We start from the raw sequence: 13,314 nt of genomic DNA on the forward strand, positions 1-13,314 counted from the left end.
ATCAGCTCTTGGCTGCCGCGGCCTTGGACTTGGTGGTCTTGGCCGCCGCCGGAGCGGGCACCGCCTTGGCGGCGTCGTCCGTGGCGGTGGGGACCGCCGCGTCCGCGACCGGCTCGGCTGCGGGCTTGTCCTTCTCAGGACGGACACCCACGCCCAGCTTCTCCAGGATCTTCTTCTCGATCTCGTTGGCCAGGTCGGGGTTGTCCTTCAGGAAGTTGCGCGCGTTCTCCTTGCCCTGGCCGAGCTGGTCGCCCTCGTACGTGTACCAGGCGCCGGCCTTGCGAACGAAGCCGTTCTCCACGCCCATGTCGATCAGGCCGCCCTCGCGGCTGATGCCGTGGCCGTAGAGGATGTCGAACTCGGCCTGCTTGAAGGGCGGTGCGACCTTGTTCTTGACGACCTTGACGCGGGTGCGGTTGCCGACCGCGTCGGTGCCGTCCTTCAGGGTCTCGATACGGCGGATGTCGAGACGCACCGAGGCGTAGAACTTCAGCGCGCGGCCACCGGTCGTGGTCTCCGGCGAGCCGAACATCACGCCGATCTTCTCGCGGAGCTGGTTGATGAAGATCGCGGTGGTCTTGGACTGGTTGAGCGCGCTCGTGATCTTCCGCAGTGCCTGGCTCATCAGACGGGCCTGCAGACCGACGTGGCTGTCACCCATCTCGCCCTCGATCTCCGCGCGCGGCACGAGCGCCGCGACGGAGTCGATGACGATGAGGTCGAGGGCGCCGGAGCGGACCAGCATGTCCACGATCTCCAGGGCCTGCTCGCCGTTGTCCGGCTGGGACAGGATCAGGTTGTCGATGTCGACGCCGAGCTTCTTCGCGTACTCGGGGTCGAGGGCGTGCTCCGCGTCCACGAACGCGACCTGGCCGCCGGCGCGCTGGGCGTTCGCCACCGCGTGCAGGGTCAGGGTCGTCTTGCCGGAGGACTCCGGGCCGTAGACCTCCACCACTCGGCCGCGCGGCAGGCCGCCGACGCCGAGGGCGACGTCCAGTGCGGTCGACCCGGTGGGGATGACCTCGATGGGCTCGTTCGGCCGCTCGCCGAGGCGCATCACCGCGCCCTTGCCGAATTGCCGTTCAATCTGTGCGAGTGCGGCGTCCAACGCCTTCTCGCGGTCGGTTCCTGCCATGGGTTCCACCCGGTTTGCTTGAGTCGATCGCTTCACGTCAAAGACGCTAACGCCTGCCACTGACAATGCGCCCCGACGCCCGTCCGGCCTGTGGATAACTCGGACACTTCGCCATCAAAAGCCAGTCGAAATGCCCGTCATGGCCTCGCCGGAGCTTCCATAAGAATGGATGTTCGATTTTCGTGTCAAGCGCACCACGCGGCACTCACGTCACCGATCTCCTCTGACGCCGAACGTCGTAACGACGCTTCGAACCACATGGAAATCCTTCCTGTGCCGGCCGCCCGGCCCCTTGACTGACGGCAGCAGTCAACGCCGAACGACCACAAGGAGAACCCGATGAAGACGTGGAAGCGCGCGGGGATCGCGGCCGTACTGACCGCGGCGGCCATCGGCATCATGAGCCCGGTTGCATCGGCCGCTCCCATGCCGTGGGAGACCAGCCTCGTGCACAGGCCCGCGCCGACGCAGAGCACGGCGATCACCCCGGCCGATGAGACCGGCACCGTCACCATCCTGTGCAGCGGCAACTGTTACCAGTAGGAACCCCACGGGCGCCGCACGCTACCGAACCGGCCGACAGCGCACGTCGACCGCGGCCGCGTGGTCGTCGCCGTTCAGGAACCCGAGCCGGACGGGGACGCCCCCGGGGTTGTCGTAGAGCCGGATGCCGTCGCCGAGCAGGATGGGGACGATGTGCAGGTCGATCTCGTCGAGCAGTCCGCGCTCCAGGAGCTGTCGGCCGATCGTGGGTGAGAGCACTTCGAGGTTCTTGCCCCCGGCGGCCTCCAGCCCGATGCGGACGGCCTCGGCCACGTCGCAGTCCAGGAAGGTCACCCCCGGGGCGGGCGGCGCGTCGTCGGGATGGTGGGTGAGGACGAACACCGGCCCCTCCCACGCGCCCCCATAGACGCTGCCCGCATCGGGGAAGGCGTCGAAGCCGTCCCGGCCGCCCAGTACGGCGCCGGTCGTCGCGACGTACTCCTCGACGAGGCCGGGCCGGAACGAGAACCCCGTCATCCAGTCCATCGCATGCCCCGGCCCCGCCACGAACCCGTCCAGCGACATCGTGAAGTGCCACAGCACCTTGCCCGCGGCGGTCTGCCGCTCGGTGTCCGCCGGCTGCGGGGTGGGCGCGATGTCGCCGCGCTGTGGGCTCTTTGCGGTGGACATGATCGTTCCTCGCTTCAGGGGTCACTGTTCCGCGGATTCCGAGCGGCTTGCACCTCCATGGACCCGGCACGCCCCCGAAACTCATCGCCGCGCCTCCGGGGGCCTACTTCCGCCGTCGTACGACGGGTGCCTTCGGTCGTACGACGACTGCGCGACGGGTTCCCGCGAGGCTCGGGCCATGAAGCTGCACGTACGTCCCGCCGAGCGTCTCTGCCATGTGATCGGTGCCCTGTTGATCCTCTCCGGGCTGGTGCACCTGGTGGTGTTCGCGGTCGACGGCGGTCCCTGGTACGGGCCCGTCTCCTGGCGCAAGCCCGTCACGTTCGGGCTCTCCTTCGGGGCGACGCTGATCGCGGTCACCTGGGTCACGTCGTATCTGCGCATCGGGGCCCGGCTGCGCACCGTGCTGCTCGTCGTGTTCGCCGCCGACTGTGTCGTGGAGGTCGGCGGCATCACCCTCCAGGCGTGGCGCCGGGTGCCGTCGCACCTCGACATGGAGACGCCCTTCGACACGGCGGTGTCCATGATGCTCGCGGTGGGCGGCGGCGTCCTCGTGGTGCTGCTCACCGTGTTCGCGGTGACGTCCTTCAGGCACCGGCCGACGGGCCCTACGGGGATGGCGCTCGCGGTGCGTTCCGGGTTCGCGATCATGCTCGTGGCGCTGGCCTCGGGCGCCGCGATGATCGCGCGCGGGGTCGTCCTCGCCCGGACAGGCCACCAGGAGGCGGCGTACCACTCGACGGCCCCGCTCAAGCCGCTGCACGGGGTGAGCCTGCACGCCGTCCTGGTCCTGCCCGCCCTGGCCTGGCTGCTGTCCCGCACGTCCTGGAGCGAGACGATACGGCTGCGGGTCGTGAAGGTGGCGGTCGGCTGCTACGTCGTCGCCGTGGCCGGTGCCGGGGTGTGGGCGGTGCTCACGTACTGACCGCGACGGGCCGGTGTTCCTGCCGATCGCCCCTCGGAGGGCTCGCCAAGTCCTCCCTCAGGAGGAGCTCTCGCCGGAGTCTCTCGGCGTGGAGTCGGTCGGCTCGGAGTCGGCCGCTTCCTGATCGGTCGGCCGCGAGTCGGCTCTCCCGGAGTCGGTCGAATCGGTGGCGTCGGTCGTACGGGCGGAGCCGGTCGTGCCGGCGGCGTCGGCCTCTGTCAGCTCCGCTGCCCCCTCCCCAGGGCGCCGTTCCCACAGCCCACGCGCGCGTGTCAGCAGGCCGGGGCCGCCCGCGCCGCGGGTCGTCCGGTGGCCCTGGACCCGGGGGTCGTCCGTGACGTCGTACCGCTTCACGTACGCCCCGAGGAACGCCTGGAGCGTGGCGACGGCCGGGATGGAGATCAGCGCGCCCACGGCTCCCAGGAGCGCGGTGCCCGCGATGACCGAGCCGAAGGCGACGGCGGGGTGGATGTCGACGGTCTTCGCGGTCAGCTTGGGCTGCAGCATGTAGTTCTCGAACTGCTGGTAGACCACCACGAAGATCAGCACCCACAGCGCGTACCAGGGGTTCACGGTGAAGGCGATCAGCATGGGCAGGGCGCCCGCCAGATACGTGCCGATGGTCGGGATGAACTGGGAGACCAGGCCCACCCAGACGGCGAGCACGGGCGCGTACGGGATGCCCAGCGCCTGCAGCAGGATGTAGTGCGCCACTCCGGAGACCAGCGCCATCAGGCCGCGTGAGTATATGTAGCCGCCTGTCTTGTCGACGGCGATCTCCCACGCGCGCAGCACCTCGACCTGCCGGGCGGGCGGCAGTACGGAGCACAGGGCGCGCCGCAGCCGTGGCCCGTCGGCGGCGAAGTAGAACGAGAACAGACCGATCGTCAGCAGCTGGAAGAGGCCGCCGAGCACCTGGGTGGAGACGTCCAGCACGCCGGTCGCGCTGTTCTGCACGTACTTGCGCAGCCAGTCGGAGTGGAGCAGCCCCTCCTGGATGTCGACCCGTCTGAGGTCGGTGTGGAAGTGGCCGTTGACCCAGTTGATGACGGAGTCGAGGTAGTCCGGGAAGTCCTCGATCATCTTGATGATCTGGCCGGCGAGCATCGACCCGAGGAGGGTAATGAAGCCGGCGCACACGATCAACAGGCCCAGGAAGACCAGGAAGGTGGCGAGTCCCCGGCGCATCCCGAAGGCGGCCATGCGGCTCACCGCGGGTTCTATGGCGAGGGCCAGGAAGAACGCGATGAGGATGTTGATCAGCAGCCCGATGAGCTGGTGGAAGGCCCAACTGCCCAGCTGGAACACGGCGACGAGGGCGAGCGCGAGCACCATGGCGCGCGGCAGCCAGCGCGGCATGCCCGGGCGCGGCACGGCGCCGTCGGCCGGGGGCCGGGTCGGCGGCGTCGCACCGGTCGGGGATGTCTGCGGGGCGTCGCGCCCGGTCTCGTCAGTCACTGCCACGGTGCAAGTCTCGCCTACGTCACTGACAACCGGTCACCACCGTCGATCTTCGTGACCGATCAGCGACTTTCGGGCGGAATATCAGCGGCTGTGCTGCGGAACGTTCATGACGTCGCAGACCACGCGCCATACGTCCTTGGCCTCCCAGCCCGCGTCCAGCGCCTCGTGCACCGTCCGCCCACCGAGCTCCGTCATCACATGATCGCGCGCGAAGCTCTCGGCGTATCCCGCGCCGAAGTACTCCGTCATCCGCTGCCAGAAGACCGTCAACCGCATGACACCAGTATCCCGCCCTGAGAGTGGGACCAGGTCGGGACCCCTTGCGGAGACCGCTTTCCGTCCTACGGTCTGACCCATGGCCGAAACAGGAGCTTCCCCACTCCCCCCGACGCCCCCGGCGCACTCCCCGCTCTTCCGCGCCGAGCACTTCGTCTGGCTCACCGCGCGCGTGCTGGAGCAGCGCCTCTTCGCGTACCACTTCCTCAACGGCGAACCCGATCCGGTGGAGACGGCGCTGGACGCCTACCGCAACGAGGACGGCGGCTACGGGCACGCCCTGGAACCCGATCTGCGCGGCCCGGTCAGCCAGCCGCTGCACACCGGGCACGCGTTGCGCGTCCTGGACGCCGTCGGGCGCTGCGGCGGGCAGCGGGTGGAACGTGTGTGCCGGTATCTGACCTCGGTCTCCACGGCCGACGGCGCGTTGCCGGCGATCCTTCCCGGCCAGCGCGGCTATCCGACGGCGCCCTTCGTGCCGATCGTGGACGACCCGCCCAGCGAACTCCTCGCGACCGGTCCCGTGGTGGGTCTGCTGCACCGCAACGAGGTGTGGCACGCCTGGCTGTTCCGGGCCACCGACTACTGCTGGCAGGCCGTCGACGCCCTGGACAAGTCGCACCCGTACGAGATCGAGGCCGCCGTGGCCTTCCTGGACTCGGCGCCCGACCGCCCGCGCGCGGAGGCGGCGGCCGACCGCCTCGGCCGCCTGGTGCGCGAACACCGGCTCGCCGCACTGGACCCGGAGAACCTGGAGGCGTACCCGGTCGCCCCCGGGTACGCGCCGGGCGAGCACCACTTCCCGTACGACTACGCGAGGACGCCGAGTTCGCTCGCGCGCGCGTGGTTCACGGACGACGAGATGGCCCGCTCCCTGGACCACCTCGCGGGCGACCAGCGCGAGGACGGCGGCTGGCCGATCCGCTGGCGTCAATGGGCGCCGGGCATCGCCCTGGAGGCACGCCCCATGGTGACGATCCAGGCTCTGCGCACCCTGAAGGCGTACGGCCGCCCCGTGGGCTGACCCCGGGGCGCGTCAGCCGCCGATGGCCCGCACGCCCGCCGTCACGAGGACGGCCGCCGCGACGACGAGCAGGAACGGTGCCCGCAGCACCAGCGCCACGGCGGCCGCCGCGAGCCCCGCGGCCCGGGCGTCGAGCACGAGCGCGTGCCCGTCGGCGAAGGTCTGCTGGGCCGTGAGCGCGGCGAGCAGGGCGACCGGCAGGAGGGCGGCGAGCCGCCTCACCAGCGGCCGTTCCAGCGCGCCCGCGGGCACCAGCAGTCCGGCGAGCTTGACGACGTAGCAGCCGATCGCGGTCGCCGCGATCGCGATCCAGACGGTCAACGGTCCTCCTCCTGTGTGTCGTTACGTGTCCCTCCGTGCCGTCGGCCCTCTGCGTAGAGGGCGATCGGTGCCGCGAGCGCGGCGGCCAGCACCGGCACACCGGCCGGCAGCACGGGCAGCAGGCCGAGTCCCAGAAGGACCGCGAGAGCGGCGACGGCACGCTCCGTGGTGGTCGTGAGCATGGGCGCGAGCAGCGCAAGGAAGACGGCGGGCCCGGCCGCGTCGAGGCCCCACGCGTCCGTGTCCCCGATGGCCTTGGCGCCCAGCGCGCCGAGCAGCGTGGTGAGGTTCCACAGCAGGTACAGGCTGAGCCCGGTGACGGTGAAGCCGATCCGCGCGGCCCGTCGCGTGGGCTGCGCGAGCGTGACCGCCGTCGTCTCGTCGATGACCCACTGGGCGGCGAAGGGGCGCACCGCGCGCGGGAGGGCCAGCACCTGCGAGAGACGCAGCCCGTAGAAGGTGTTCCGCACCCCCAGGAAGAAGGCTCCCGCCGCCGCGGTGAGCGGATTGCCGCCGGCCGCGAGCGCCCCCACGAGCGCGAACTGGGATGCCCCCGTGAACACCAGGAGACTGAGAGCACAGGTCTGCAGCAGGTTGAGCCCGCCACCGGCCGAGGTCACCCCGAAGGCGAACCCGGACAGCCCTACGGCGATCCCGACTCCGAGGGCGTCCCGTACGACGGCGGAGTCCGGCTTTTCTGCCGCCTCGGGGGCTCGTTTCCCTTCCGGTTCAGTCCCTCCCGCTCCGGCGCGTATGTCTTCTGAAGCGATCTGTTCTGCCACGTGTCGCACGGTAGGAGCAGTCGCCGCCCCGCGTCTTGTACGTTCTTGCGCTCCCGCTGGTAGGCGCCCGGGGGCACGCCCACGATCCGGGCGAAGTGCCGGTTGAGGTGCGGCTGGTCCGTGAAGCCGACGGCGACGGCGGCCTCCGCGGGACCCGTACCCGCGTCCAGGAGGCGACGCGCCCGCCGCACACGGGCGTCGGTCAGCCAGGTGTGGGGCGGCATCCCGTAGGCGTTCCGGAAGGCGCGCAGCAGCGCGAAGGGGCTGGTCCCCAGGTCCCCGGCGAGCTGCTCCAGGGTGGGTGGTTCCGCCATGCGCGCTTCGAGCACGGCACGCGCGCGTGCGGCGACCCGATCGCCGGCCGTGGGCACGACGCGCTGCGGCAGCGGGCCGCCATTGAGCCGGAGCAGCCTGGTGACGGCGACACGCAGCAAGGTATCGGCGGCGAGCGCGTTGCCCTCGTCGGCCGCGCGCAGGATCTGGTGGACGAGGCCGGCGGTGTGGGGGTCGTCGAGCACGGGACTGACGAAACCGGGGGTGCCGCGGATCGAGGTGGTCTCGGCGGCTATCGCGGCCACCACCTCAGGCGACGGGTAGACCGCCCCGTACCGCCAGCCCTCGGGCACACCCGCCCGGCCGGTGTGCGGAGTGTCCGGGTTGACCAGCGCGAGCGCTCCCGCCCCGGCGGACACGTCGCCCCCGCCGTGCTGGAACACCTCGACGCCATCCGAGATGGCGGCGATGACGAAGTTCTCGTGCGTGTGCCGGATGAACGTCTTGTGGATGTACCGGGCCCGCAGCAGATCGACGCCGGGCAGCTCCGTGTACTGCCAGTGTCTCGCCAGCTCGCCCGAACCCGCCATACGGCCATTCTCCGCCACGGCGGGGAGAGGGCGCGGTCCCGGCCACGGCGGCCGGAAGCCGGAAGCCGGAAGCCGCCGAAACGGTCCTGCCCGCGCCGGCCGGCAGGGGCCGAAACGATCCCGCGAGCAACCGCCGCAGAATGTCCGCAGGTCAGACGCATTGTCAGTGGTCGGGTGCAGGATGGACGCATGGTCAGTTCCGCACACCGAGCCCTCGACGGCTTCTCCCCCGCGACCCGCGGCTGGTTCACGGGGGCCTTCTCCGCGCCCACCGCGGCCCAGGCGGGCGCGTGGAAGGCCATCGGTGAGGGCTCGGACGTGCTGGTGGTCGCCCCGACCGGTTCCGGCAAGACCCTGGCCGCCTTCCTCGCCGCCCTGGACCAGCTCGCCGCGACACCCCCGCCCGCCGATCCGAGGAAGCGCTGCCGCGTCCTGTACGTGTCTCCGCTGAAGGCCCTCGCGGTCGACGTCGAGCGCAACCTCCGCTCCCCGCTCACCGGCATCCGCCAGGAATCCGTCCGCCTGGGCCTGCCCGAGCCCGAGGTCAAGGTCGGCATCCGCTCCGGCGACACCCCGCCCGCCGAGCGTCGCGCCTTGTCCACCCGCCCGCCGGACATCCTGATCACCACCCCGGAGTCCCTGTTCCTGATGCTGACGTCGGCCACGCGCGACGCGCTGACGGGCATCGAGACGGTGATCCTGGACGAGGTGCACGCGGTCGCGGGCACCAAGCGGGGCGCGCATCTCGCGCTGTCCCTGGAGCGGCTGGACGAGCTGCTGCCGAAGCCGGCCCGCCGTATCGGCCTCTCGGCGACCGTGCGCCCGGTCGACGAGGTCGCCCGCTATCTCTCGCCGCGGGGCAAGGTGGAGATCGTCCAGCCGAAGTCCGGCAAGGAGTTCGACCTCTCCGTGGTCGTCCCGGTCGAGGACCTGGGCGAGCTGGGCGGCTCCCCGGTGGCGGACGGCAGCGAGGGCAAGGAGAAGCCGTCGATCTGGCCGCATGTCGAGGAGCGCATCACCGATCTCGTCCAGGCACATCGTTCAACGATCGTGTTCGCCAACTCCCGCCGCCTTGCGGAGCGTCTGTGCAACCGGCTCAACGAGATCGCCTACGAGCGCGCGACCGGCGAGTCCCTGGACGAGCATCACGCACCGGCCGAGCTGATGGGCGGCTCCGGTGCCGCCCAGGGCGCCCCCCAGGTCATCGCCCGCGCCCACCACGGCTCGGTCTCCAAGGAGCAGCGCGCCCAGGTCGAGGAAGACCTCAAGGCGGGCAGGCTGCCCGCCGTGGTGGCCACGTCCAGCCTGGAGCTGGGCATCGACATGGGCGCCGTCGATCTCGTCATCCAGGTGGAGTCCCCGCCCTCCGTGGCCTCCGGCCTCCAGCGTGTGGGCCGCGCGGGACACCAGGTCGGGGCGGTCTCCACAGGTGTGGTGTTCCCGAAGTACCGGGGCGACCTCGTCCAGGCCGCCGTGGTCACCGAGCGGATGCGCACCGGCTCCATCGAGTCCTTGAAGGTCCCCGCCAACCCCCTGGACGTCCTCGCCCAGCAGCTCGTCGCGATGACGGCGCTGGACACCTGGCAGGTCGACGACCTGCTCGCCACCGTCCGCCGGGCCGCACCCTTCGCGTCGCTCCCGGAGTCGGCGTTCACGGCCGTGCTCGACATGCTCGCGGGCCGCTATCCCTCGGACGCGTTCGCCGAGCTGCGCCCGCGCGTGGTGTGGGACCGCGTCGCCGGCACGATCACCGGCCGCCCCGGCGCGCAGCGCCTCGCCGTCACCTCCGGGGGCACGATCCCCGACCGCGGTCTCTTCGGGGTCTTCCTCGCGGGCGCCGACCCCAAGAAGGGCGGCGGCCGGGTCGGCGAGCTGGACGAGGAGATGGTCTACGAATCCCGGGTGGGTGACGTCTTCACCCTCGGCACCAGCTCCTGGCGGATCGAGGACATCACCCGCGACCGCGTCCTGGTCTCCCCCGCGCCGGGCGTGCCCGGCCGGCTCCCCTTCTGGAAGGGCGACCAGCTGGGCCGCCCGCTCGAACTGGGCCGCGCGGTGGGCGCGTTCCTGCGCGAGGTCGGCTCGCAGCCCAAGGAGGACGCCCGCCTGCGCCTCCTCGCCGCGGGCCTCGACACCTGGGCCGCGGAGAACGTGCTGTCGTACCTGGCCGAACAGCGCGAGGCCTGCGGCCACATCCCGGACGACCGCACGATCGTCGTGGAGCGCTTCCGCGACGAACTGGGCGACTGGCGTGTGGTCATCCACTCCCCCTTCGGCGCCCAGGTCCACGCCCCCTGGGCCCTCGCCCTCGGCGCCCGCCTCTCCGAGCGCTACGGCATGGACGCCCAGGTGATGCACGCCGACGACGGCATCGTCCTGCGCCTGCCCGACGCCGACCTGATGAGCCTGGACCTGCTCGACCAGGAGCCCATGAAGGCGGGCACGGAGTACGACGCCGACCGGGCCCCCGTAGGCGCGGCGGACGTCGCCTTCGACAAGGGCGAGGTCAATCAGCTCGTCACCGACCAGGTCGGCGGCTCGGCTCTGTTCGCGGCCCGCTTCCGCGAGTGCGCCGCCCGCGCGCTGCTGCTGCCCCGCCGCAACCCCGGCAAGCGCACGCCCCTGTGGCAGCAGCGTCAGCGCGCCGCCCAACTGCTCCAGGTGGCCAGCGAGTTCGGGTCGTTCCCGATCGTCCTGGAGGCGGTCCGCGAGTGCCTTCAGGACGTCTTCGACGTGCCGGGCCTCACGGAGCTGATGGGCGACCTGGAGTCCCGCAAGGTCCGCCTCGTCGAGGTCACCACCCCCGAGCCGTCCCCCTTCGCCCGCTCCCTCCTCTTCGGGTACGTCGCCCAGTTCCTCTACGAGGGAGACTCCCCGCTCGCCGAGCGCCGCGCCGCCGCCCTGTCCCTGGACTCCCATCTGCTGGCCGAGCTGCTCGGCCAGGCGGAGCTGCGCGAACTGCTCGACGCCGAGGTGCTGACCGAGCTGGAGCGCGAGCTCCAGTGGCTGACCGAGGACCGCCGCATCAAGGACGCCGAGGGCGTCGCCGACCTGCTGCGGATGCTCGGTCCTCTCACCGACGCCGAGTTGGCAGAGCGGGGCGCCGCACCGCAGTGGGCCCAGGAGCTGGCCTCGGCCCGCCGCGCGATCCGGGTCCGTATCGCCGGTGCCGACCACTGGGCGGCGATCGAGGACGCGGGCCGCCTGCGCGACGCGCTCGGCACGGCACTGCCGGTCGGCGTCCCGGAGGCCTTCACCGAACCGGTCAAGGACCCGCTCGGCGACCTCCTCGCCCGGCACGCCCGCACCCACGGACCGTTCACGTCGGCCACGGCCGCCGCCCGGTTCGGCCTGGGTGTGGCGGTCACCGAGGGCGCGTTGCAGCGGCTCGCGGCCAACGGCCGTGTCGTACAAGGGGAGTTCCACCCGGCGGGCATCGGCCAGGAGTGGTGCGACGCGACGGTGCTGCGCCGGCTGCGCCGCCGTTCCCTGGCCGCGCTGCGGCACGAGTTGGAGCCGGTGCCGCCCGCCGCGCTCGCGCAGTTCCTCCCCCAGTGGCAGCACATCGGCAAGGGCCACGGGCTGCGCGGCATCGACGGACTGGTGCGCGCGGTCGAGCAGTTGCAGGGCGCCTCCGTCCCCGCGTCCGCCCTGGAGAAGCTCGTCCTGCCGTCCCGCGTGGCGAACTACGCGCCCGCGATGCTCGACGAACTCACCTCGGCCGGTGAGCTGGTCTGGGCCGGCGCCGGCTCCCTTCCCGGCAAGGACGGCTGGATCTCCCTGTACCTGGCGGACGCGGCCCCGCTGCTCCTCCCGCCACCGCACCCGCTCGAGCTCACCGCGCTGCACCAGTCGATCCTGGACACCCTCTCCGGCGGCTACGGCCTGTTCTTCCGCCAGATCACCGACCAGATCCGCGCGACCACCCACCCCGACGTCACCGATCCCCAACTGGCGGACGCCGTATGGGACCTGGCCTGGTCCGGCCGGCTCACCAACGACACGCTCGCCCCCATGCGCTCCCTGCTGGGCTCCGGTCGTACGGCAGGTTCCACGGCCCACCGCGCGAAACGCACGGTCCCGCGCGGACGCTACGGCTCCCTCACCGCCGCCGCGCGCCCCGCCTCCCGCACCGGTCCGCCGACCGTCGCGGGCCGCTGGTCCCTGCTGCCCGCCCACGAACCGGACCCCACCGTGCGCGCCCACGCCCTGGCCCGCACCCTGCTCGACCGGCACGGCGTGGTGACCCGGGGAGCGGTCGCCGCGGAAGGCGTCGAGGGCGGCTTCTCGGCGACGTACCGCATCCTGTCGGTCTTCGAGGAGAGCGGGCAGGCGCGGCGCGGCTATGTCGTGGAGGGGCTCGGCGCCGCCCAGTTCGCGATGGACGGCGCGGTGGACCGCCTCCGCGCGGTCGCCAACGCCCGCGACCGTGGCGACGAACTGCCCACCCCGGACCCGACGGACAACGACCCCTACGGCTTCGGGGCCCTCGGCGACTCCGCCTCACGGATGAACGGCTCCGGCAACGATTCCGCCGCCCCCGGCCGACACGGCACAGCGGACTCCCTCGGAGTCCACGACTTCGCCGACGACTTCGGCCCGTTCACCGACTTCGACGACCTCGACAGCGTGGGCTCACCGGACGGCGGCCTCACGAACCCGGGCACCCCCACGTCCCGGAACCACCGCACCCCGGCCTCACACCCCCCGGCCCCGGGCGACTACATCTCGCCCCGCGACTTCCCCGCCCCGGCGCCCCAGGGCAACACCAGTTCCCCCTACGCCAACCACCGCGCCCACCGCCCCTCCCTCGTCACCAGAGCCGTGGTCCTGGCAGCCGCCGACCCGGCGAACGCGTACGGCGCCGCCCTCCCCTGGCCCGAGCCGCCGACCGGCGCCGGGCACAAGGCGGGGCGCAAGGCGGGCTCGCTGGTCGTGCTGGTCGAGGGTGAGCTGACGCTCTACATGGAGCGCGGCGGCAAGACCCTGCTCGCCTGGCCCTCCGCACCGGACACCACGGCCACCGAGGACCCACGCCTCCAGGCGGCGGCCGAAGCACTCGCGGCGGCGGCCCGAGCCGGTTCGCTCGGCACGGTCACGGTGGAGCGCGTCAACGGCACCTCGGCCCTGACCTCCCCCATCGGCACCCTTCTGGAAGGAGCGGGCTTCATCGCGACACCGCGCGGCCTGCGCCTCCGCGCATGAGCCACGGCAACGGCCGTCCGGGGTCCGACCACGGCTCACTTCGGTCCGGCGCCTCCGCCCCGGCCCCCTCCGCCCCCGGCCACCTTCACCCCGAGCCACCCGCCGCCCAAGCCGCACCCCACGACAAAGCCGCCCCGCCCCCACGC

General features: G+C 72.0%; 11 protein-coding genes. 4 read left to right on the forward strand and 7 right to left on the reverse strand.

Going from position 1 to position 13,314, the window contains the following annotated elements; translation table 11 throughout:
- Position 1: 1 nt before the first annotated feature.
- Positions 2–1,135, reverse strand: a complete 1,134-nt coding sequence (gene recA / locus OHT77_RS12270) for a recombinase RecA (protein WP_328828324.1) — start codon at positions 1,133–1,135, stop codon at positions 2–4.
- Between the two features lie 339 nt (positions 1,136–1,474).
- Between recA and OHT77_RS12275 the strand changes: the two genes are divergently transcribed.
- On the forward strand, positions 1,475–1,678 hold the full coding sequence (locus OHT77_RS12275; RefSeq protein WP_328828325.1) for a hypothetical protein: 204 nt from the start codon (positions 1,475–1,477) through the stop codon (positions 1,676–1,678).
- 21 nt (positions 1,679–1,699) lie between these two features.
- Here the strand turns inward: OHT77_RS12275 and OHT77_RS12280 are convergent, their stop codons facing one another.
- Positions 1,700–2,308 (reverse strand): dihydrofolate reductase family protein, encoded by a 609-nt coding sequence (locus OHT77_RS12280; RefSeq protein ID WP_328828327.1) that lies wholly within the window; start codon positions 2,306–2,308, stop codon positions 1,700–1,702.
- Positions 2,309–2,486: 178 nt separating this feature from the next.
- On the opposite strand from OHT77_RS12280, the gene OHT77_RS12285 reads away from it, so the two are divergent.
- Positions 2,487–3,233 (forward strand): hypothetical protein, encoded by a 747-nt coding sequence (locus OHT77_RS12285; RefSeq protein ID WP_328828328.1) that lies wholly within the window; start codon positions 2,487–2,489, stop codon positions 3,231–3,233.
- A 57-nt stretch (positions 3,234–3,290) separates the two neighbouring features.
- Here OHT77_RS12285 and OHT77_RS12290 read toward each other — a convergent pair whose 3' ends face one another.
- On the reverse strand, positions 3,291–4,697 hold the full coding sequence (locus OHT77_RS12290; protein ID WP_328828331.1) for an AI-2E family transporter: 1,407 nt from the start codon (positions 4,695–4,697) through the stop codon (positions 3,291–3,293).
- 81 nt (positions 4,698–4,778) lie between these two features.
- Complete coding sequence (locus OHT77_RS12295) at positions 4,779–4,973, reverse strand: DUF3046 domain-containing protein (RefSeq protein WP_328828332.1); 195 nt, start codon at positions 4,971–4,973, stop codon at positions 4,779–4,781.
- Positions 4,974–5,052: 79 nt separating this feature from the next.
- On the opposite strand from OHT77_RS12295, the gene OHT77_RS12300 reads away from it, so the two are divergent.
- Positions 5,053–5,997: a hypothetical protein gene (locus tag OHT77_RS12300; protein WP_328828334.1), complete on the forward strand. Its 945-nt coding sequence runs from the start codon at positions 5,053–5,055 to the stop codon at positions 5,995–5,997.
- 12 nt (positions 5,998–6,009) lie between these two features.
- Here the strand turns inward: OHT77_RS12300 and OHT77_RS12305 are convergent, their stop codons facing one another.
- Genes OHT77_RS12305 through OHT77_RS12315 form a run of 3 tightly spaced genes read right to left on the reverse strand, consistent with a single transcriptional unit; the run spans position 6,010 to position 7,963 of the window.
- Positions 6,010–6,318 carry an AzlD domain-containing protein gene (locus OHT77_RS12305; RefSeq protein ID WP_266773165.1) on the reverse strand — a complete coding sequence of 103 codons (309 nt, stop codon included), beginning with the start codon at positions 6,316–6,318 and terminating at the stop codon, positions 6,010–6,012.
- Entirely contained in the window at positions 6,315–7,073 is a 759-nt protein-coding gene (locus OHT77_RS12310; protein WP_328834222.1) for an AzlC family ABC transporter permease, read from the reverse strand. The genes OHT77_RS12305 and OHT77_RS12310 overlap by 4 nt, the downstream gene beginning before the upstream one ends.
- Complete coding sequence (locus OHT77_RS12315; protein WP_328828335.1) at positions 6,962–7,963, reverse strand: AraC family transcriptional regulator; 1,002 nt, start codon at positions 7,961–7,963, stop codon at positions 6,962–6,964. The genes OHT77_RS12310 and OHT77_RS12315 overlap by 112 nt, the downstream gene beginning before the upstream one ends.
- Before the next feature lie 189 nt (positions 7,964–8,152).
- On the opposite strand from OHT77_RS12315, the gene OHT77_RS12320 reads away from it, so the two are divergent.
- The gene (locus OHT77_RS12320; protein WP_328828336.1) at positions 8,153–13,168 is read left to right on the forward strand and encodes an ATP-dependent helicase; all 5,016 of its coding nucleotides are present in this window, start codon (positions 8,153–8,155) and stop codon (positions 13,166–13,168) included.
- Positions 13,169–13,314 lie beyond the last annotated feature (146 nt).

The organism is Streptomyces sp. NBC_00252, assembly GCF_036187565.1.
Classification (GTDB): domain Bacteria; phylum Actinomycetota; class Actinomycetes; order Streptomycetales; family Streptomycetaceae; genus Streptomyces.

Bases quoted from the DNA above. Each gene is read 5' to 3' on its own strand.
- recA (WP_328828324.1), bottom strand. From the start codon at position 1,135: ATGGCAGGAACCGACCGCGAGAAGGCGTTGGACGCCGCACTCGCACAG.
- OHT77_RS12275 (WP_328828325.1), top strand. From the start codon at position 1,475: ATGAAGACGTGGAAGCGCGCGGGGATCGCGGCCGTACTGACCGCGGCG.
- OHT77_RS12280 (WP_328828327.1), bottom strand. From the start codon at position 2,308: ATGTCCACCGCAAAGAGCCCACAGCGCGGCGACATCGCGCCCACCCCG.
- OHT77_RS12285 (WP_328828328.1), top strand. From the start codon at position 2,487: ATGAAGCTGCACGTACGTCCCGCCGAGCGTCTCTGCCATGTGATCGGT.
- OHT77_RS12295 (WP_328828332.1), bottom strand. From the start codon at position 4,973: ATGCGGTTGACGGTCTTCTGGCAGCGGATGACGGAGTACTTCGGCGCG.
- OHT77_RS12300 (WP_328828334.1), top strand. From the start codon at position 5,053: ATGGCCGAAACAGGAGCTTCCCCACTCCCCCCGACGCCCCCGGCGCAC.
- OHT77_RS12315 (WP_328828335.1), bottom strand. From the start codon at position 7,963: ATGGCGGGTTCGGGCGAGCTGGCGAGACACTGGCAGTACACGGAGCTG.
- OHT77_RS12320 (WP_328828336.1), top strand. From the start codon at position 8,153: ATGGTCAGTTCCGCACACCGAGCCCTCGACGGCTTCTCCCCCGCGACC.